At 56.2% G+C, this 18,565-nt stretch carries 15 protein-coding genes; 9 read left to right on the top strand and 6 right to left on the bottom strand.

Annotation, left to right across the window (positions count from 1 at the left end):
* Nucleotides 1-51: 51 nt before the first annotated feature.
* A complete protein-coding gene (locus CKV99_RS04775) occupies nt 52-2,325 on the top strand; it encodes a RelA/SpoT family protein (protein ID WP_092255123.1) in 2,274 nt (757 codons plus the stop codon).
* Nucleotides 2,326-2,479: 154 nt separating this feature from the next.
* Complete coding sequence (locus CKV99_RS04780) at nt 2,480-2,890, top strand: hypothetical protein (RefSeq protein ID WP_092255126.1); 411 nt, start codon at nt 2,480-2,482, stop codon at nt 2,888-2,890.
* A 92-nt stretch (nt 2,891-2,982) separates the two neighbouring features.
* On the opposite strand, the gene CKV99_RS04785 is transcribed toward CKV99_RS04780, so the two are convergent.
* On the bottom strand, nt 2,983-3,342 hold the full coding sequence (locus tag CKV99_RS04785) for a hypothetical protein (protein ID WP_092255129.1): 360 nt from the start codon (nt 3,340-3,342) through the stop codon (nt 2,983-2,985).
* A 395-nt stretch (nt 3,343-3,737) separates the two neighbouring features.
* Nucleotides 3,738-4,625 (bottom strand): peptidylprolyl isomerase, encoded by an 888-nt coding sequence (locus CKV99_RS04790; protein ID WP_092255132.1) that lies wholly within the window; start codon nt 4,623-4,625, stop codon nt 3,738-3,740.
* 145 nt (nt 4,626-4,770) lie between these two features.
* Between CKV99_RS04790 and tpx the strand changes: the two genes are divergently transcribed.
* From tpx to hisS, 3 genes are all read left to right on the top strand, one after another.
* On the top strand, nt 4,771-5,271 hold the full coding sequence (gene tpx / locus CKV99_RS04795; protein WP_092255134.1) for a thiol peroxidase: 501 nt from the start codon (nt 4,771-4,773) through the stop codon (nt 5,269-5,271).
* A gap of 81 nt (nt 5,272-5,352) precedes the next feature.
* Nucleotides 5,353-6,006: an MBL fold metallo-hydrolase gene (locus CKV99_RS04800; RefSeq protein ID WP_092255136.1), complete on the top strand. Its 654-nt coding sequence runs from the start codon at nt 5,353-5,355 to the stop codon at nt 6,004-6,006.
* Nucleotides 6,007-6,025: 19 nt separating this feature from the next.
* Nucleotides 6,026-7,324, top strand: coding sequence for a histidine--tRNA ligase (gene hisS, locus CKV99_RS04805; protein WP_092255138.1), 1,299 nt, complete (start codon nt 6,026-6,028; stop codon nt 7,322-7,324).
* 23 nt (nt 7,325-7,347) lie between these two features.
* On the opposite strand, the gene CKV99_RS04810 is transcribed toward hisS, so the two are convergent.
* From CKV99_RS04810 to ypfJ, 4 genes are all read right to left on the bottom strand, one after another.
* The gene (locus CKV99_RS04810; protein WP_092255140.1) at nt 7,348-8,016 is read right to left on the bottom strand and encodes an FMN reductase; all 669 of its coding nucleotides are present in this window, start codon (nt 8,014-8,016) and stop codon (nt 7,348-7,350) included.
* Nucleotides 8,017-8,022: 6 nt separating this feature from the next.
* Nucleotides 8,023-9,147 carry a CE1758 family FMN-dependent luciferase-like monooxygenase gene (locus tag CKV99_RS04815; protein WP_092255141.1) on the bottom strand — a complete coding sequence of 375 codons (1,125 nt, stop codon included), beginning with the start codon at nt 9,145-9,147 and terminating at the stop codon, nt 8,023-8,025.
* Nucleotides 9,148-9,231: 84 nt separating this feature from the next.
* On the bottom strand, nt 9,232-9,969 hold the full coding sequence (locus CKV99_RS04820; RefSeq protein ID WP_169872602.1) for a CBS domain-containing protein: 738 nt from the start codon (nt 9,967-9,969) through the stop codon (nt 9,232-9,234).
* A gap of 61 nt (nt 9,970-10,030) precedes the next feature.
* Complete coding sequence (gene ypfJ, locus CKV99_RS04825; RefSeq protein ID WP_092255143.1) at nt 10,031-10,909, bottom strand: KPN_02809 family neutral zinc metallopeptidase; 879 nt, start codon at nt 10,907-10,909, stop codon at nt 10,031-10,033.
* 203 nt (nt 10,910-11,112) lie between these two features.
* On the opposite strand from ypfJ, the gene aspS reads away from it, so the two are divergent.
* The 4 genes from aspS (at nt 11,113) to alaS (ending at nt 18,539) form a co-directional block, all read left to right on the top strand.
* A complete protein-coding gene (gene aspS / locus CKV99_RS04830) occupies nt 11,113-12,963 on the top strand; it encodes an aspartate--tRNA ligase (RefSeq protein WP_092255710.1) in 1,851 nt (616 codons plus the stop codon).
* Nucleotides 12,964-13,063: 100 nt separating this feature from the next.
* On the top strand, nt 13,064-14,374 hold the full coding sequence (locus CKV99_RS04835; protein WP_169872603.1) for a phosphotransferase: 1,311 nt from the start codon (nt 13,064-13,066) through the stop codon (nt 14,372-14,374).
* Between the two features lie 59 nt (nt 14,375-14,433).
* On the top strand, nt 14,434-15,798 hold the full coding sequence (locus CKV99_RS04840) for a replication-associated recombination protein A (RefSeq protein WP_092255713.1): 1,365 nt from the start codon (nt 14,434-14,436) through the stop codon (nt 15,796-15,798).
* A gap of 71 nt (nt 15,799-15,869) precedes the next feature.
* Nucleotides 15,870-18,539 carry an alanine--tRNA ligase gene (gene alaS / locus CKV99_RS04845; RefSeq protein ID WP_092255147.1) on the top strand — a complete coding sequence of 890 codons (2,670 nt, stop codon included), beginning with the start codon at nt 15,870-15,872 and terminating at the stop codon, nt 18,537-18,539.
* The last annotated feature ends 26 nt before the right edge of the window (nt 18,540-18,565 follow it).

Consider the following 18,565-nt stretch of genomic DNA (forward strand, 5'->3'; position numbering starts at 1 on the left):
AAATCAGCACAGGATTGGAAGGTCGCAATGCGAAGGGTGGAGGAGGCGACAATGACTCAGGAAAAAAGCCAACGCCTGACGGGTATGCGAGGTGTCTCTGCGCGGCTTGCGCGTTCTCTCACCGGAGGTCGAGCACGCACAAACCCAGTACTTGACCCATTGCTTTCGATTCACCGCGAATTTCACCCCAAAGCAGACGTAGAAACGCTGTCTCGTGCTTATGACACTGCCGAGCGGTTACATGAGGGAGTGCTGCGTAAGTCTGGTGATCCTTATATCACCCACCCGTTGGCCGTTGCCACGATTTGTGCTGAAATCGGCATGGACACGACCACGTTGATCGCGGCTTTGCTTCACGACACGGTGGAAGATACAGACTACACGCTGGAGGAACTCAATGAGGATTTTGGCCCAGAGGTCGCGCGCCTCGTCGACGGCGTAACCAAACTGGACAAGGTGGCGCTTGGTGCCGCGGCTGAGGCGGAGACCATTCGCAAGATGATTGTTGCAATGGCGCAGGACCCTCGTGTGCTCGTGATTAAGGTTGGCGACCGGCTCCACAATATGCGCACCATGCGCTTCTTGCCGCCGGAAAAGCAGGCGAAGAAAGCCCGTCAGACGCTCGAAGTTATCGCTCCTCTAGCACACCGGCTGGGGATGGCCAGCGTGAAGTGGGAGTTGGAAGACCTTTCCTTCGCGATTTTGTATCCCAAGAAATACGAAGAGATTGTCCGGTTGGTCGCAGACCGAGCGCCGTCGCGTGACCGCGCACTGCGCGAGATTTCGCAGCACGTAGGAGCTGAACTGAAGGCCAATAATGTGAGCGCCGAAATCCGGGGGCGTCCCAAACATTATTGGTCGATCTATCAAAAGATGGTGGTGCGTGGACGCGAGTTCGATGAAATCTTCGACCTAGTAGGAATCCGTGTACTTGTCGACACCATCTCAGACTGTTATGCGGCCATTGGTGTGGTGCACTCGCTGTACTCGGCGATGCCAGGCAGGTTCAAAGACTATATCTCTAACCCGCGTTTCGGTGTATACCAATCCTTGCACACCACGGTGATGACGGATGCGGGGCGCCCACTGGAAATCCAAGTGCGGACCCACGAGATGCACTATAACGCTGAATTCGGGGTTGCTGCGCACTGGCGGTATAAGGAAACCAAGGGATCACATAAGGGCGACCAGACCGAAATCGATCAGATGTCGTGGATGCGCCAGCTGCTCGACTGGCAGAAGGAAGCCGCAGACCCCAACGAGTTCCTCGACTCGTTGAGGTATGACTTGAGCGCAAAGCAAATATTCGCGTTCACTCCGAAGGGCGATGTAATTAATCTTCCCGCCGGATCAACGCCGGTTGATTTCGCTTATGCCGTGCACACCGAGGTAGGCCACCGTTGTATCGGGGCAAAAGTAAATGGCAAACTAGTGGCACTGGAATCTGAGCTTCAATCCGGTGACCGAGTCGAAGTATTCACCTCCAAGGACCCTAACGCCGGGCCTTCCCATGACTGGCAAGATTTCGTGGTCTCGCCGCGGGCCAAAGCTAAGATTCGCCAATGGTTCGCGAAGGAGCGTCGTGAAGAGCACCTCGAGGCAGGCCGAGATGCCCTCGCAGCCGAGGTTCAGCGTGGCGGGCTTCCGATGCATCGGTTGTTCACCGCGGAATCCATGCGCAAGGTCGCCACCCAGCTGCATTACCCGGATGTCGATGCGCTGTACACCGCGATCGGCGCGGGAACAGTGTCGGCCCAGCATGTGGCACATCAGCTCATGGCGATGTTCGGCGATGAAGACGACGCCGTCGATGCGCTCACCGCACGTACACCGCTGTCGAAACTGGTGACTCCTCAGCAAACCTCCGGTAACGAAACGGGAGTGCTTGTCGACGGGTCTCCGGATGTGATGGCGAAACTGGCAAAGTGCTGCCAACCTGTTCCAGGCGACGAGATTCTTGGTTTTGTGACTCGCGGAGGTGGGGTGTCTGTGCACCGCACTGACTGCACAAATGCTCCAAAGTTACAGGAAGAACCAGAGCGTCTATTGCCGGTGGAGTGGGCTGGGGATGGTTCCGGTGGTCATGGTTTCTCCGCGACACTGCAGATTGAAGCTTTAGACCGCTACGGTTTGCTCGCAGAACTCACCAGGATCTTGACGGAACAGAAACTTTCCGTGATGGCGCTAAATTCCAAGCTGGGAGACGACCGAGTGGCGATGATTAAGTTTACTGTCGGCGTATCTGACACTAAGCAGCTCGGTGCGATTATGAATCAATTGCGCAACGTCGAGGGCGTGTTCGACATCTATCGAGTCACTGCCTAAACCATGAGTTTGCGAAGCAGAGTTAACTTCCGTCGCACCATGTATTAACCCACGGTGAATTCTTGGGAAGCGGAAAGTGGCCACCTGTGCAAACAAGTGTAGGGACAATGGCAACCTCGGGTCGAAAGGACTGAAAGCAGGTCAAACTAATACGGTGGAGCTGACCTCACTGAATTATTCGACCGATGGTGAGCCACTTGCGAACACCGTGACTCTAAGGATTGGAGACACCGACATCACCACTAACATCGACAACAGCACTACTGAGGATGACAAGGGGTTTGGCGAGTTTGGTCGCGCCACTGTTGACATTAGTCTTCCTGCTGAGCTGAGTGGTGAACAGACGCTCACCGTTACTACCGACGCCGGTACAGATATCTCCATGCCGGTTCAGGTCGCTGAAGTGGCAGCTGTTGCCCCTGTTCCTGCTCACTCAGCAACTGCGTTTTCCTCCAGCCCCGTCGTCGGTGCAATGCTTAGTCTCGCCGCCATCTTGGGCCTCGGGGGTCTTATCGCGGTGCTATTCCCGAACCAGATTGACGCTGCCCTGACTAACTTGATTTAAGAAGCACTAATGTCCCTGGGCATGAGAAAACCGCTGTTCCTACACGGGGGACAGCGGCTTAAAACTTAGTAAGCTGTGCTGAATCTCAGCGATTAAGGCTGCAGATACTTCTGGGTAAATGCGAAGACGGCACCTAGAGCGGTGATGATCGCGGTGAAAACGCTGATCCAAGCCTTGATGTCCTCTGGCTGCTGATCCTGGATGGAGGAACCGAAAGCCTTGGAAGAACCATCCTTAGGCTCTTCTTTCTTATCGCCCTCTTTGCCCTTGTCGGCGTCGTCTTTGGTGTCCTTGTCTTTGTCGCCATCGGTAGGTTCGGTGGTGACGACCTTATCCTTCTTTTCCTCTGCGGTTACCTCTGGTTCAGGCGTTTCAGCCAGCGCGACGGTGGTGCCTGCGGTAGCGACGGTGAGTGCGGTTGCAGCTGCAACCAGAGACTTACGGAGCTTCATGTAAACCCAATCTTTCTGATACGGCGTTAATTACTGCTATGAGACAATAGTCTTAAAAGAGGTTTCTGGCAAGATTAGTTTGGGTGTGTCTCACGGCTCCTTAGCCTAAGGGCTACCTGTGTAATTAAGTCTTTTAATGATTCTCTTGGGAAAACTAAAGGGTTCCCATTTCCTGCCTGGGTCATTGAATAAACACAATTCTTCTCGCTGCCTTGGCGTTCGGTAAACTTCCAGTGGATGCACATGAAAAATTCCCTAAACATGTGGAAACAAAACTAAGAATGTCCAGCATGTTAAGCACATGAAACCCCGAGCATTTAGGATGCTCGGGGTTTCCTCAAGATGGGGGTTAAAACGGGGGTAATTGCACCAAGTTGGAAGTGCTTTTACCAACCCTACTCCACAACTTGCGCTTCGTTGATTCGTACTTCCTCCGCTGGTGCACCGTCACCGGCGGGTGCCGATTGCGGTTCCAAGCCTGTTTCGGCGATGGAGTCAAGCGTCGCTAGACCCTCATCGTTGATCTGGCCAAAGTAGGTGTACGCAGGCGGCAGCCCACCGTCACCGTAGTTCAAAAAGAACTGGGAACCATTGGTATTTGGCCCGGCATTGGCCATGGCGATGGTACCGCGCTCGTAGACCACAGGGGTAGAGGTGTCTTCGGTTTCGTCGGTTGGGAATTCATTGTCGAACTGGAAACCTGGGCCACCCGAACCGGTGCCGGTTGGGTCACCACATTGAAGAACCTGCAAGGTGTCACCGGTGGTCATGCGGTGGCAGACGGTATCGTCATAGTAATCGTTTTCCACCAAGTGGACAATCGCGTTGACCGTGCAAGGGGCAACCGATCGATCCAACTCCATACCAATCGGTCCAGCTGATGTGTCGAGTTCGACAGTGACAGTCCCCTCGGTAGATACATTTTCGCCGTCGGGCAGGCCAACATCTTTCGCCGGGTCGCCGTCCTCGTTATAGGTACAGGTCACTGTGGGAGGAAGGGCTTCTGCGCGCTCGGTAGCTAGCGTCTCAAAATCGGCCAAGGGGTCCGTATTTTCTGGTGTCTCATCGGCGGACTCGCTGGTGGCTTGGTCTTCGGCCACAACTTCTTCGTCCTCATTGTTGTATGTGGCCGCCCAGTAGATACCACCGACGATGGCAACGAGAACCACTGCTGCGATGAGCACTACAGTCAGTGGCTGGGTCTTTTCTTTGCGGTCACGCGCATTAAGTGCGCCTTCTAGCTCTTTCAAGGCGTCTTTACCGCGCTGCTTGTTACTGCTCACCTGGTTTAAACCTCGTTTCGATTGTGGGACAACTGGTCACGTTATGCCAACACTTTACTTCTGTACCATGCGTGAATGCGCACTGGCTCGGGCTAAGAGTAGCGAATCATGGCGAAGTGGGAGCTGCGTCACTACAGTGGGGCCCATGGCTAACGTTACTTTTGATTCTGCACCTGCAACCACCGCTGGAGAACTTCCCGCTAAGGGTGACCAGCTTCCGTCCTTCGAGCTTGTCGGCACCGACCTGTCTGCTGTGACCGACAAGGATTTCCAGGGTAAGCGCCTGGTTCTGAACATTTTCCCTTCGCTAGATACTGGTGTCTGTGCTAATTCCGTTCGCGAGTTCAATAAGCGTGCGCAGGACTTAGGCGATGACACCGTCGTTGTGAATATCTCCAAGGACCTGCCATTCGCTCAGGATCGCTTCTTGGAAGATAACGGCGTGGATAACGTCACCACCGGTTCCGCGTTCCGCTCGTCGTTTGGTGAGGACTTCGGCGTTACACTGCAGGACTCCCCACTGCAGGGTCTGTTGTCACGTTCAGTTGTTGTGACTGACACAGACCACAAGGTTGTCCACACTGAGCTGGTCAGCGAAATCACTACCGAACCCAACTACGACGCTGCGATTGACGCATTGAAGTAGTTACAATAGTTCGCTTAACGACGACGGCCCCGCCGCTAGGGGACGTCGTCGTTAAGCGTTTCTTTGGCTAGGATGACCCACATGAATATCGCAGGTTTTTCTGCAGGCCCCTACAAAACCAACTGCTATGTGGTGATCGGCGATGGCGCCGCAGTTGTGGTCGATCCCGGGATGCATGCCCAGGGCAAGGTGGAGGCTTACCTTCGTGAGCAAGGTGTTTGCCTCGAGGCGATCTACTTAACACACGGGCACATCGACCATACTCGTGATGCAGGTGCGCTAGCGAAGAAGCACAACGCGCCGGTGTATATTCATGCTGAAGATGAGTACATGCTTGAGGCTGGTGACGGTGTTGCGCCGCGAACACGGCTGTTGTTTGATGCCGATAATATGATCCCGATTCCGGAACTGCGCTATTTCGTCGATGGTGAAACTGTCACACACGCCGGGTTTACAGTGCGTGTGGCGCACGCTCCGGGCCACTCTCCGGGCAGCGTCCTGTTGGTCCACGACGAAGTGTGTTTCAGTGGCGATGTATTGTTCCGAGGCACGATTGGGCGTACTGACATGGCAGAGTCTGATCCAGACGAAATGGAAAAGTCCTTGGCTGGTCCTGTCTGGGCGCTTGACGACGCCCTGTCGGTGCTGCCGGGACACGGGCCCACAACCTCGATGCGGATGGAACGTTCCTCCAACCCATATCTGCGCATGGCAAAGCAAAAATACCCGCAATAAGGTACTAAGATGGCCGGGTGTGAGTAAAAACAAGTCCTCTCAGACCGAAAAGTTCCAGGCACTTTCCGCACCCAAGGGTGTGCCGGACTATGTTCCGCCAACCTCCGCGACGTTCCTACGTGTGCGCGATGAGATGGTGCGTCAAGCCCATTTGGCCGGTTACCAGCACGTAGAGTTGCCGATCTTCGAGGATACAACCTTGTTTGCCCGCGGCGTGGGTGAGTCTACTGATGTGGTGAGCAAAGAGATGTACACCTTCGATGATCGCGGAGATCGTTCTGTCACCTTGCGTCCTGAGGGCACCGCGGGGGTGATGCGTGCGGTCATTCAGCATAATCTGGACCGTGGACATCTGCCTGTTAAGTTGAACTACTATGGGCCGTTTTTCCGGTATGAGCGCCCCCAAGCAGGCCGCTACCGCCAGCTGCAACAGGTAGGCATCGAGGCGATTGGCGTGGATGACCCACTGCTGGACGCGGAAGTGATCGCATTAGCGGATCGTTCCTACCGGGCTTTAGGGCTTAAAGAGTTCCGCTTGGAGCTGACCAGTTTGGGCGATAGTACTTGCCGCCCCGCGTACCGCGAGAAGCTTCAGGAGTTTTTGTTCACGTTGCCTCTCGACGAGGAAACCCGCCACCGCGCCGAGATTAATCCGCTCCGCGTTCTCGACGATAAGCGCCCAGAGGTCAAGGAAATGACCGAGGATGCTCCACTAATGCTTGACCACCTGGATGCCAACACTCAAGAGCATTTCGAGACTGTCACTGGCACTCTCGATGACATGGGGATCGTGTATACGATTAACCCGCGCATGGTACGCGGCCTTGACTACTACACCAAGACTACTTTCGAGTTCGTTCATGACGGTCTTGGTGCGCAGTCCGGCATTGGTGGTGGCGGGCGTTACGACGGCCTGATGGCCCAAATCGGTGGCCAAGACCTCTCTGGGATCGGCTATGGCCTGGGCGTGGACCGTACGGTGCTGGCGCTTGAGGCAGAGGGCATCACTCTCGATGGTGTGGAGCGCCGCGTCGACGTCTACGGTGTCGCACTTGGTGAAGCCGCAAAGCGTCGTATGAGCGTCCTTATCGACGAGCTGCGCGCCGCCGGCATATCCGCCGACATGGTGTATGGTGAGCGCGGTCTCAAGGGCGCCATGAAGGGGGCGGACCGTGCCAGAGCAGCCTTCGCGTTGGTACTGGGCGACCGTGAGCTAGACGACGGGCAAGTGGCCATCAAAAACATGTCCGACCAGTCGCAGCAGCCGGTCGATCTGGACGATGTCGTCACCGCTTTGCGCGCAGCACTGGCAAACTAGCACAGGCGAACTAGCACGTGGGTTTAGCTATTCCCGTCGTGTCCGCGGAGTAGCTCCTCCAACGGTACGAGGTCCTCTTCAAGGTCTACGCCTGTCTTGCGGGGCCTACGGCTGGATTCGACGGTTGCTCCTCCAAGGCCGGGGGAGTAGTCGCCCGCCGAGACGATCAGATCGGCGAGTTCGCCGGCAGCCCGTGCGACCCGCTTTTCAAATGAGATACCTTCGTCTCCACCGAAATCATCGGTCGCCGCAAACAGTGAAGTAGGCACTACCACCGCCCGCAGGTAGGTAAACAGTGGCCGCATCGCATACTCAGTGGCAAGTGAGTGGCGGGGTGTACCGGCGGTCGCGGCGATGATCGTTGGCATACCGTTGAGCGCATCTTGATCGAGGGCGTCAAAAAACATCTTAAACAGCCCCGAGTAGCTTGCCTTGAAAATTGGGGTGACCGCGACAAGTCCATCGGAAGCAGATAGCTGCTTTTTGATTTCGTCCAGGCGTGGCGAGGACATCCCTGTGGTAAATACTGTCGCGAGATCTTTAACGATCTCGCGCAGCTCCACAGTGTGGATCTCTAAAGCCTCGCCGCGGGCAGAGACCGCAGCGTTCACCGCGCTTGAAATGGCATCAGCCACGGAGCGTGTCGACGAAGGGTTGGACAAGCCTGCTGAAACGACTGTGAGTTGGCGCATGTTGGTTTATGTCTCGCTTTCTTCATGCTGGCTGGGGTTGACCTTGAAGTGTGGGTGATCGCGGTCTTCGCGAAGTGTGGCGAAGGTAGGTGGTTCGCTCGGAACGTGCTCGGGGCGACGTTCTTCCATGCGACGGCGCAGCTCGGGAACAACGTGGGTGCCCAGAATCTCAATCTGGTTGAGCACGGTTTCTAAAGGCAGCCCGGCGTGGTCGATGAGGAAGAGTTGACGTTGGTAATCGCCCACCCAATCGGCGAACTGCATGGTGCGCTCGATGATTTGTTCGACAGTGCCGACGGTCAGCGGGGTTAGTTCGGTGAACTCCTCCAAGGTAGGGCCGTGGCCGTAGACTGGCGCGTTGTCGAAGTATGGGCGGAATTCTTTCTTAGCCTGTTCCTCGGTCTCTGCGATATAGACCTGCCCGCCCAAGCCAACGATGGCTTGATCAGCTTGTCCGTGACCGTACTTTTCGTAGCGGCGGCGGTAGATGCCCACCATCTTTGCAGTGTGTTCCTTGTTCCAGAAAATATTGTTGTGGAAGAAGCCGTCTCCGTAGAATGCGGCTTGTTCTGCGATCTGTGGGGAGCGAATGGAGCCATGCCAAACGAACGGTGGGACACCATCGAGTGGTCGTGGGGTGGAGGTAAATCCATTCAGTGGGGTGCGGAATTTGCCTGACCAAGTCACCACGTCTTCGCGCCATAAGCGTCGCAGCAGGTGGTAGTTTTCAATTGCTAAGGGGATACCTTGGCGAATGTCTTTCCCGAACCAGGGGTACACCGGTCCGGTATTGCCACGTCCCATCATCAGGTCTACGCGACCACCAGATAGATGCTGCAGGAATGCGTAATCTTCTGCGATGCGCACGGGATCTGTGGTGGTAATCAATGTTGTCGCTGTGGACAGTTTTAGGTTCTTGGTCTGGGCTGCGATATAGGCTAAGTGGGTTGTCGGCGCAGACGGTACGAACGGTGGATTGTGGTGCTGGCCGGTAGCGAATACGTCTAGGCCGACTTCCTCGGCCTTGAGGGCGATCTGCGTCATTGCATTAATGCGCTCGTGTTCGGTCGGGGAATCACCGGTTGTGGGGTCTTGGGTGACATCGCCGATAGTAAATAATCCGAATTGCATGGTTGGTATAACTCCTTTACGTTCAAGCCTATTCCAGGGTATATGACATGACAACAACATGCAATCATGTGTGGATGCGGCAGTCTACTGAGTGGCGTCGATAAGTGCCTTAATATCTGACCCGCCGATCACGCGCAAAGGTTTTTGCTGGGGTGTCCCATGTTCGGTAATCACAGCGGCCCGCGGAAGAACACCGTTATCCGTGGGGGAGAGGAGTTTGTCCAAAGCTTCGCCCGCAGTGACATTGCGCGGAAGAAAGACAGCCTGATCGGAATTTTCTGCGTACTGCAGAACCTCTTCGACAGTCCGGGCGTCAAGATGGTCATTATCGTCCAAATCGGCAGCAACCCACCGGGCGATAGTGTTCGTCGTTAAGAGCCCTGTGCACTGATTACCGTCGTAGATTGGGAATTGGGAGATCGTTGTCGTTCGAACAACGTCAAGGGCGACTCGAATGGCATCTTCAGGGCTGACGGTGATGACCTCCTGGCGCGGCAGTACCGTGATGGCCAACGGTGGGTGCAATAGCAAGTCGCGGATTTTCTCGATCGCGTGCACGGTTTCTTGCAAAGGCTCTGCTATGGGCACGAAATCTGTGTAGGCACCGTGAGAGATCGCGTTACGCAGATCCGCAAACTCCTTGAGATCCTCAGCCTGGTGGGGCGTAAGGATGCGGTCGCGCTCAGCCCAGCTGACCATACGAGAAAAGCCGTCGCTTTTCTTTGCACTCAACTTCGCACGAAGAAACCCTTCAATGTCGTTGAACGCTGCGAGAAAAGCAACGGCTCTGTGAGGTGTAGTGCTTTCCGACGATGTGCTCATGGCCTCCACTGTACGGGGCACTGTACTAGCACTGTACTAGCGCTGTACTAGCATTCGTGGCCTAGGTGCGGTAGTTACCCGTTTCCAGATAGTCGCAGGCGGCCATGGTTCCTTCGTTGTAACCGCGCAGGAAAGCGTCTTGACGTTGCTGTGACGAACCATGCGTCCACAAGTCAGGCTGAACCTCGCCCTGGGTGCGCTTCTGGATATTGTCATCGCCTACGGCGCGTGCGGTATTAATCGCTGCCTCGACTTGCTGCGGTGTGACGGATTCCAAGTAGGCATTCTCTCCCTCGTCGGCATGGTTTACCCAGATGCCTGCGTAGCAGTCTGCCTGCAGTTCCAGCTTGACCGCATTGGAGTCCTTGCCCGGATTGTTGTAATCGATCAAGCCGATGGTGCCTTCCAGGTATTGGATGTGGTGGCCGAATTCGTGGGCGACAATGTACATCTGTGCCAGAGGGGCGCTCGACCCGCCGAGCTGCTCGAGCTGATCGAAGAAGCTCACATCGAAATAGGCAGACGTGTCACCGCCACAATAAAAAGGCCCGGTGTGTGCAGACGCGTAGCCGCAGCCAGATTGGGTAGAGTTTTGGAACAAGACGAGCCCCGGCTGGGTATATTCCAGGCCAGCCTGCTCCGGCAGGATTTCGGCCCACATTTGGTCGATGGATTCAGCTGCCCCCAACACGCGACAGTCTGCATACTGGTTTGCGTCGTCGGTTGTCTGGCAGTGGTCAAGACTATACCCAGTATCTTGAGCGCGTTGCGGGCTGCCGGCGATTTGGTCGAGCTGGGCCGGGTTTCCACCCATCAAAAGGAATAAACCCACGAGCAAAAGGCCACCGATGCCACCGCCACCCAGGGCGATTGCACCACCACGGCCACCGCCGGTGCGTGCACGGTTTTGATTGAGCTGACGCCCACCTTTGAAAGTCATGCGATAATCATGCCACGTCGTGTATGCGTCGGTGCACTGAACGGGTGGACTGAATGAGAGAAATCCTCATAAAGGTAGGAAAATTCGGCCCGAATTTCCTTCAAACCGGTGGAAATGAGGGGTAGGGCAAGAAACAAAGAGTCAGAGGGGGTAGACTTTCGAACGTTCATCATCACCACACGTGGAAGGACGTGGAAGAAACCGTGCTGCGCACTCACCTGGCGGGAGACCTCCGCAAAGATATCGCTGGCCAAACCGTCACCTTGACGGGCTGGGTGGCTCGTCGTCGTGATCATGGTGGCGTGATCTTCATCGATTTGCGCGACCGCTCCGGCTTGGCACAGGTGGTGTTCCGCGAGTCTAGTGTTGCTGAGGCGGCGCACGATTTGCGCAGCGAGTTCGTCATCCAGGTCACCGGTAAGGTAGAGCCACGCCCAGCAGGCTCTGAAAACCCGAACATGCCATCCGGCGAGATCGAGGTTAACGTCACCGAGCTGACCGTGCTAAATAAGTCTGCAGCTCTGCCATTCCAAATCGAAGACGCATCCTCGGGCGAAGTCGGTGAGGAAACCCGTTTGAAGTACCGCTACCTGGACTTACGCCGCGAGCGCCAGGCAGCTGGCCTGCGCCTGCGTTCCAAGGCCAACAAGGCTGCACGCGAGGTGCTGGACCGCCACGACTTCACCGAAATCGAAACCCCAACGCTGACCCGTTCTACCCCAGAGGGCGCCCGTGACTTCCTTGTGCCAGCACGTTTGCGCCCGGGTTCCTGGTACGCATTGCCCCAATCCCCGCAGCTGTTCAAACAGCTGCTCATGGTTGCGGGTATGGAGCGCTACTACCAAATCGCCCGCTGCTACCGAGATGAAGACTTCCGTGCGGACCGCCAGCCGGAGTTCACTCAACTTGACGTTGAGATGAGCTTCGTTGACCAGGACGATGTGATCGCTTTGGCCGAAGAGATCCTCGTGGAGCTGTGGAAGCTGATCGGCTACGACATCCAGACCCCGATCCCACGCATAACCTACGCCGAAGCAATGGAAAAGTACGGCTCTGATAAGCCAGACCTCCGCTTCGACATTGAGCTGGTGGAGTGCACTGAGTTCTTTAAGGACACAACATTCCGGGTGTTCCAGAATGAGTACGTTGGCGCCGTCGTGATGGACGGTGGCGCTTCCCAACCCCGCCGCCAGCTCGACGCCTGGCAGGAATGGGCTAAACAGCGCGGTGCGAAGGGGCTGGCCTACATCCTCATCGGTGAAGACGGTGAATTGTCTGGCCCGGTGGCGAAGAACATTACCGACGCAGAACGCGCAGGCATTGCTGGCCACGTCGGTGCAAAGCCGGGAGACTGTATCTTCTTCGCAGCTGGCGAGACTAAAAGCTCGCGCGCGCTCCTAGGTGCCGCACGTGGCGCGATTGCGGAAAAGCTCGGGCTGATCAAGGACGGCGACTGGGCATTTACCTGGGTGGTCGACGCCCCCATGTTCGAGCCTGCCGCAGATGCCACCGCCTCTGGTGACGTAGCACTGGGTAACTCTAAGTGGACAGCAGTCCACCACGCGTTTACCTCCCCGAAGCCAGAGTTCCTGGACTCGTTCGACAAGCAGCCAGCTGAGGCATTGGCTTATGCCTACGACATCGTGTGCAACGGCAACGAGATCGGTGGTGGCTCCATTCGTATCCATGACCGTGACGTGCAAGAGCGCGTGTTCGACGTGATGGGCATTGGCGAGGAAGAAGCGCGCGAGAAGTTCGGCTTCTTGCTGGATGCCTTCGCTTTCGGTGCTCCTCCACATGGTGGCATTGCTTTCGGCTGGGACCGCATCGTTTCCCTGCTCGGCGGCTACGAATCAATTCGTGATGTTATCGCCTTCCCGAAGTCGGGTGGTGGCGTCGATCCGCTGACTGACGCACCTGGACCAATTACGCCTGAGCAGCGAAAGGAGACTGGTGTGGACTTCAAACCGAAGAAAGAAAAGAAGAACGAAAACCAGGCTAAGGCGAAAGGCGCAGCAGAGACCACCGCCGCAGCAGGCACCGACAATGCTTAAACCGGAGCGCAGTAGAACTTGGACGTGAACCTCCCGGTGCCAGCGGTGTGCTGGCCACACGGGAGGTTTCGTGTGTTCCAGGCCATGGGACCGGTCCCGCATGGCACCATGGAAGTGGATACTTGTGAAGGAGCTCAAGATCATGGACTCAAGCCAACACCACGATGACAAAAGCATCACCGAAATCGCAGAGGATCTGCTCACCCGGCGCTATGGCGGTACGCAAAAACTCCAGGATCCGGTAGAACTCAGTGGCTCAGGCCACGCCCGCGTAATCCGCGCGCGAGTGACCTCTAGCCCTTTCCTTCCGCACCGAACCGTGATTTTGAAGCAGTCGCCACGCACGGGTGACCTTGTTGAAGATGCCGCCTTCCTGCGAGAAGTAGCATCCTACCAATTCACTACCTCCTTGGCTGAAGAGTTCCGTCCGGGGCCGGTAATTTTGGCGCATGACTGCAATAGTCGCCTGATCGTCTTGTCCGATAGCGGTGATGGTGATACGTTTGCCGATTTGCTGGAAGAATCAGATCCCGAAAAACGTGTTCAAATCCTACGCGCTTTGGGAACATCGTTGGGCCGGATGCACTCTGGTACCGCAGGCAAGGAAGAAGCCTTCAACATCTTGCTCAGTCGGCTAGGCAGAAACGACGAGAATGCTCACCGGTTTCAAGAAATCCGCGAGCGACTGCTGGAACTGGGATTTGCAGTAGGCCTGGATATCATCCGCAACGCCGGCATCGAGGTTCCACGCGAAGCAAGTGAAACAATGCCTACAATCCAGCGCCGTTTGCGCCAAGGCCGCTACCGCGCTTTTACCCCTTTCGATCTCTCACCAGACAACATCATCGTGGCTGACCGCACCGAGTTTCTGGACTATGAGTGGGCAGGGTTTCGAGATGTCTCGTTCGATCTAGCGTGTGTCATCGCGGGTTTCCCGCAATATATTTCCTTGCAGCCGATTTCAGATGATGAAGCCGCAGCCTTCACGGAGGCGTGGCTGCATGAAGTAGACGAGCTATGGCCAGGTTTAACCAACGAAGACGTGCTTCACGAACGCATCACAATCGCCCTGGTTGGGTGGGCTTTTTCCAGCGTGACCTTGATGTACTATGGCTCCCTGGCCAATATCATTTCGAGTCATGCCGCAGCCCGCGACTATCTTGAGATCACCACGGAGGATCTCGACCGCCTTGGAATCAACCCAGACCGCAGTTCCGAGACCAACACTAACTTGCTAAAGCCTGCTAACGATGTCGACTTCACTGAGGATGAATTGCTTGTGCGGCGCGATCTTTATGAAACTTTTGAGGCGTTGGGGCGCTTTGCCGCCGCCGGCCGTAATTCCTCCTACTCGGTCTTGTCTGAATTCGCATTCCACGTTGCCGAAATACTGAACGATGCACGGCTGTAGGCTCATCACGTAGTCTAAGTTCATAGTTCAAACAGAAGAGGTTCATGCAGGAGGGGTTCATGCAGGAAGGATTATTCGGAGATCCCAGCGCGCGTCGCGACGACGATTCCGCTCTCCGGGGAACCTCTTTTTTTCAGGCAGGTGCTGGGGCACCCTTAGCCGCTCGCATGCGGCCCCAATCCTTGGATGAAATTGTGGGCCAAGAACACCTCCTCGGTGAAGGTAAACCGCTGCGACGCCTGATTGAAGGATCGGGTGACGCTTCGGTGATCTTGTACGGTCCGCCCGGTACGGGAAAAACAACAATCGCGTCCCTGATTGCCCAGACGATGGGCGATAACTTCGTGGGATTGTCCGCATTGACCTCTGGGGTAAAGCAAGTCCGCCAAGTCATCGACAGCGCCACGCGTGATTTGCGCAGTGGTCGTCGTACCGTGTTGTTTATCGATGAGGTGCACAGATTTTCCAAAACTCAACAGGATGCGTTGCTCGCAGCAGTGGAAAATCGCACGATCTTGCTCGTGGCGGCGACGACGGAAAATCCTTCGTTTTCTGTCGTGGCACCGTTGCTGTCTCGTTCGCTGCTGCTGAAATTAGAGCCCCTGGATGCGGAGGATTTGCGTGAGGTGATCACGCGAGCCGTCGTCGATAAGCGAGGCCTTGACGGCAGGATTACGCTTGCCGACGATGCCCTTGACCAGCTGGTGCTGCTCGCCGGGGGCGACGCACGACGCTCTCTAACTTATCTGGAAGCTGCTGCTGAGGCTGTCAACGACGGCGCAGAACTCACGTTGGAAACGGTTCGCCACAGCGTCAATCGAGCGATTGTGCGTTACGACCGCGACGGTGACCAACACTACGATGTGACCAGCGCCTTCATTAAGTCCATCCGGGGTTCGGATGTGGATGCTGCGCTGCACTATCTGGCGCGCATGATCGAGGCAGGCGAGGACCCCCGTTTCATCGCCCGAAGGCTGGTTATTCATGCCTCTGAGGATATTGGAATGGCTGACCCGACGGCGCTGCAGACGGCAACAGCTGCATACGAAGCTGTTAGTTTCATCGGAATGCCGGAAGGTCGACTGCCCTTGGCGCAGGCCACTATCCACTTAGCGACGGCACCGAAGTCCAACGCGACGTATGTGGCTATTGATCGCGCGCTTGCCGACGTCCGCGCGGGAAAGGCAGGCCATGTACCTGCGCATCTCCGCGACGGACACTATGAGGGCGCAAAAGCGATGGGGCATGCGGTGGGGTATCTTTATCCGCATGACCACCCGACAGGCGTTGTCGCGCAGCGCTATATTCCGGAGGGCTTGGACGACGCCATTTATTATGAGCCGACTGATCACGGAAACGAGAACAGGATCCAGAATTTCGTCGGCAAGCTACGCAGAATCGTCCGCGGGCACACACGCGGGTAAAGTGTAGCGGAGTTACACCAATAACGCTGAGCGAAGCTCAGCAGAATAGAACAGACCGAAGGAGACCGCTCATGCAAACCCATGAGATCCGGGACCGCTTTACCAATTACTTTATAAGGAACGGCCACCAGGCCGTTCCGAGCGCGTCGCTGATCCTGGATGATCCTACCTTGCTGTTTGTCAACGCAGGCATGGTCCCTTTTAAACCGTATTTCCTGGGGCAGCAAAACCCGCCGTTCGAGTCAGGTACCGCAACCTCCATCCAGAAGTGCGTACGCACTCTGGATATTGAGGAGGTGGGGATAACTACCCGACACAACACGTTTTTCCAGATGGCTGGAAATTTCTCTTTCGGCCAATATTTTAAAGAAGGCGCTATCACGCACGCGTGGACGCTGTTGACATCGTCTGTTGCAGACGGTGGTTATGGGTTGGACCCTAAGCGGCTGTGGGTCACCGTGTACCTCGACGATGATGAGGCAGCCGACATTTGGGAAAACAAGATCGGTGTCCCCGCGGAGCGTATCCAGCGGCTCGGGATGGAGGACAACTACTGGTCTATGGGTATTCCGGGACCCGCGGGCCCCTGTTCGGAGATCTACTACGACCGTGGTTCGGACTACGGCCAGGACGGTGGCCCAGCCGTCGACGACAACCGCTACCTAGAGATTTGGAATCTCGTGTTTATGCAGTTTGAGCGCGGTGAGGGTGACAATAAGGGCGGCTTTGACATCCTTGGTGAGCTGCCGCAAAAGAATATTGATACCGGCATGGGTGTAGAGCGCGTTGCCTGTATCCTGCAGGGGGTGGAAAACGTCTACGAGACTGATCTGCTGCGCCCCGTCATCGACGCTGCTGAAACACTGACAGGTACCAAATACGATGACGGTAACGCCGACGCCGATATTCGTTTCCGTGTGATCGCAGACCATGCACGTACTTCGATGATGATCATCCTAGACGGTGTAACCCCATCGAACGAGGGCCGCGGTTATATTCTGCGCCGACTTTTGCGCCGCATTGTGCGCTCTGCTCGTCTGCTGGGCGCAACCGGCGAGACTCTGGACACGTTCATGAACACCATCATGGACACCATGACACCGTCATTTCCTGAGATTGCGGAGAACCGGGAGCGGATCTTGCGTGTGGCTACTGCCGAAGAGCGCGCCTTCTTGAAGACCCTTGCTTCCGGCACCGAGCGTTTCGACGACGCCGCAGCCGAGGTGAGGTCTAAGGGTGCACGGATCTTGTCGGGTTCTCAGGCGTTCGAACTGCACGACACGTATGGTTTCCCCATCGACCTCACCATCGAGATGGCCGCTGAAGCTGGCCTCGAAGTAGACATGGCAGCTTTCGATGCAGAGATGACGCAGCAGCGGGAGCGCGCCAAGGCGGACTCCCGTGCGAAGAAGAGCGCAGGGGCCGATGAGTCCGTCTACCGCGAGTGGGTTGACAACCAGCCGACGGAGTTCGTGGGATTCGATAACCTTGAGGCAGAATCGACAGTGATCGGCTTGGTTAAGGACGGCCACAAGGTCAACCAGGTCACCGCAGGCGATGAAGTAGAGGTGATCCTGGATTTGTCGCCGATGTACGCTGAGGCAGGTGGCCAGCTCGGCGACCGAGGCCGAATTATCGTTGGCGACACCGTGCTTAATGTCAACGACGTGCAGAAAATTGGCAAGAAGTTGTGGGTTCACAAGGCGACTGTGCAAAACGGTGGCCTCGATTTAGGCTCCGTCGTGCGCGCCGAGGTTGATGGGCGCTGGCGCCATGGTGCGCGTCAAGCACATACCGCGACTCACCTGATTCACGCAGCCCTTCGTGAAGTGCTTGGCCCTACCGCTGTTCAAGCTGGGTCGATGAACAAACCTGGCTACCTGCGCTTCGACTTTAACTTCACTGAGCAACTTACCGAGGCACAGCTGGAGCAGATTTCGGTTATCGCCAACCAGGCGGTGGACGCTGACTACGCAGTAAATACCATTGAAACCTCTCTTGATGAGGCGAAGGCAATGGGAGCAATCGCGCTATTCGGTGAGAATTATGGCGACCAGGTACGGGTGGTTGAAATCGGCGGGCCGTTTTCCATCGAACTGTGTGGAGGTACTCACGTGGATCACTCCTCCCAGATCGGCCCGATCGCAGTGCTTGGAGAATCGTCGGTAGGTTCCGGCGCGCGCCGGATTGAGGCATATTCTGGTATGGATTCCTTCCGCTATTTCTCGAAGGAAGCCGCATTGGCCTCCGGTCTAGCCCAGGAGTTAAAGACCCCTACCAACCAACTCCCAGAGCGCATCGCTCAATTGACCGAGAAACTCAAAGCAGCCGAGAAAGAAATCGCAGCACTGCACCAGAAGCAGTTGCTTAGCCAAACCGGTGAGTTAATGGAGAAGTCGGTCCACGCCGGAGACTTCACACTGTTGAACCACCAACTGTCTGACGGGACCAATGCCGGTGATCTTCGTACCATTGCCCAAGATCTGCGTGGACGCTTCGGTGAACAACCAGCGGTTGTTGTGCTCACCGCTGCTAACTCCGGCAAAGTCCCGTTTGCTGTTGGCGTTTCTGCCGGTGCCCTCGACAAGGGCATCAAGGCGGGCGACATGGTGAAAGTATTTGCAGGGTACGTCGACGGTAAGGGAGGCGGTAAACCCGACCTCGCACAAGGCTCCGGCTCGAACGCTGCAGGCATTGAGGAAGGTTTCCGCGCAATTCATGAAGAGCTTCAGGCACGGTAACCTCCAGCGGTGCCCGGTCGGGTTCG

Origin of the sequence: Corynebacterium cystitidis (genome assembly GCF_900187295.1) — a bacterium.
GTDB classification, from domain to species: Bacteria; Actinomycetota; Actinomycetes; order Mycobacteriales; family Mycobacteriaceae; genus Corynebacterium; species Corynebacterium cystitidis.